This is a genomic window from Sphingomonas sp. Leaf28 (assembly GCF_001421685.1).
GTDB lineage: Bacteria > Pseudomonadota > Alphaproteobacteria > Sphingomonadales > Sphingomonadaceae > Sphingomonas > Sphingomonas aurantiaca.
The window spans coordinates 1-1,782 of sequence record NZ_LMKX01000006.1 but is presented as its reverse complement, the minus strand read 5'-3'; the positions used below and the strand labels follow the sequence as shown (position 1 = coordinate 1,782).

1 protein-coding gene, 3 tRNA genes and 2 rRNA genes are annotated in these 1,782 nt (G+C 55.0%); all 6 read right to left on the bottom strand.

The genetic code is table 11. The features are described from left to right. A 23S ribosomal RNA gene (locus ASE79_RS21385) occupies positions 1–749 on the bottom strand; the annotation flags it as partial. 77 nt (positions 750–826) lie between these two features. Continuing rightward, a complete protein-coding gene (locus ASE79_RS21865) occupies positions 827–958 on the bottom strand; it encodes a hypothetical protein (protein ID WP_268796155.1) in 132 nt (43 codons plus the stop codon). Positions 959–1,197: 239 nt separating this feature from the next. Then, positions 1,198–1,273, bottom strand: a tRNA-Ala gene (locus tag ASE79_RS06560). A gap of 15 nt (positions 1,274–1,288) precedes the next feature. Continuing rightward, positions 1,289–1,365: transfer RNA gene (locus ASE79_RS06555), tRNA-Ile, on the bottom strand. Between the two features lie 28 nt (positions 1,366–1,393). Next, positions 1,394–1,470 (bottom strand) — tRNA-Ile (locus ASE79_RS06550). Positions 1,471–1,702: 232 nt separating this feature from the next. After that, a 16S ribosomal RNA gene (locus ASE79_RS06545) occupies positions 1,703–1,782 on the bottom strand; the annotation flags it as partial.

Below are 1,782 nucleotides of genomic sequence, written 5' to 3'. Positions count from 1 at the left end.
CATAAAAGCCCTCCAACTGCTTGTAGGCAATCCGTTTCAGGTACTGTTTCACTCCCCTCATCGGGGTGCTTTTCACCTTTCCCTCACGGTACTAGTTCGCTATCGGTCACATACGAGTATTTAGGCTTGGAGGGTGGTCCCCCCATGTTCAGACAGAATTTCACGTGTTCCGCCCTACTCGAGTCCTGAATTCTCACTTTCGTATACGGGGCTGTCACCCGCTATGGCGTCTCTTTCCAGAAGACTTCTACTAGTTGAAATTCAGGCACTGGCCTGGTCCGCGTTCGCTCGCCACTACTAACGGAATCTCGGTTGATGTCTTTTCCTCCAGCTACTGAGATGTTTCAGTTCGCCGGGTTCGCTTCACGAAGCCTATTTTATTCAGCTAAGTGATACCTAACCTAATAGATGCTGCGCGGCGCCGAGCAGGCACTGGCCTGGTCCGCGTTCGCTCGCCACTACTAACGGAATCTCGGTTGATGTCTTTTCCTCCAGCTACTGAGATGTTTCAGTTCGCCGGGTTCGCTTCACGAAGCCTATGTATTCAGCTAAGTGATACCTAACCTAATTAACTCTACCCCAGCATTGCTGCTCAAGTAGAATTAATCGGGATAGGTGGGTTTCCCCATTCGGAAATCGTCGGGTCAAAGCTTGCTCACAGCTCACCGACGCTTATCGCAGCGTGCCACGTCCTTCATCGCCTGTATGTGCCAAGGCATCCACGAATTGCCCTTACCTCACGCTTGAGAGTCCACACCACCAACGACATCACTGGGTGCCTCCGAAGAGGTCACCAACTCGGCAGAGCAGTGCGCGTTAGCTTTTGTCAGGTGCGGATGATTATAATCTCAGCCAGATTATTTTGTATGATGATGTCGATATCTGGAGCCTCGAACCGCTCGTTCAGATCGCTGACGCCGAAGCGCTCGAAGCAATCCTCGTCTCCAAAATCGAGCACCTCACGGCATCGATTTTAAAAAACCCATTCACAATGTCAAATACGGGTCGTCTCGACCCAATCACCGTGCTCTCGCACGGCGAACCGTTTCTCTTCATCTCTAGGTTGTGGCTGATGGTGCGCATTCCGCGAGCCCGTCAGTCGCAGCGAAGCTGCGCCCTGTGGGCGCGCTCCGTAGCGCTGGCCGTTCTTGGATACGTGCGCGGCAGCTTTGCTGCCTCGTCTCGTATCCTGCGAAATGGTGGAGCCTATCGGGATCGAACCGATGACCTGATGCTTGCAAAGCAACCGCTCTCCCAGCTGAGCTAAGGCCCCAAACGCACTTGTGTGTGGTGGGCCTAGGTGGATTCGAACCACCGACCTCACCCTTATCAGGGGTGCGCTCTAACCAACTGAGCTACAGGCCCACACCCGCTGCGCCCGTCAGNTTGTGTGTGGTGGGCCTAGGTGGATTCGAACCACCGACCTCACCCTTATCAGGGGTGCGCTCTAACCAACTGAGCTACAGGCCCACACCCGCTGCGCCCGTCAGACGCAGCTGAACTGCGCCCAAGAGGCGCGCTTCGCGCGCTGGCCGAGCTTGCCCACAGCCAAGACAGCGAATGCTGTCTCGTCTTATGGACTAACCTAGTGATGAAGGGACATGAGGACGGCGGCTAATGTTCTTTGGAATGGAAGAAGCTCTTCCGACAGGGTGGCACCATAAGATGCGGGCCTGTCAGCGCTTTCTGCCGATATCCTTAGAAAGGAGGTGATCCAGCCGCAGGTTCCCCTACGGCTACCTTGTTACGACTTCACCCCAGTCGCTAAACCCACCGTGGTCG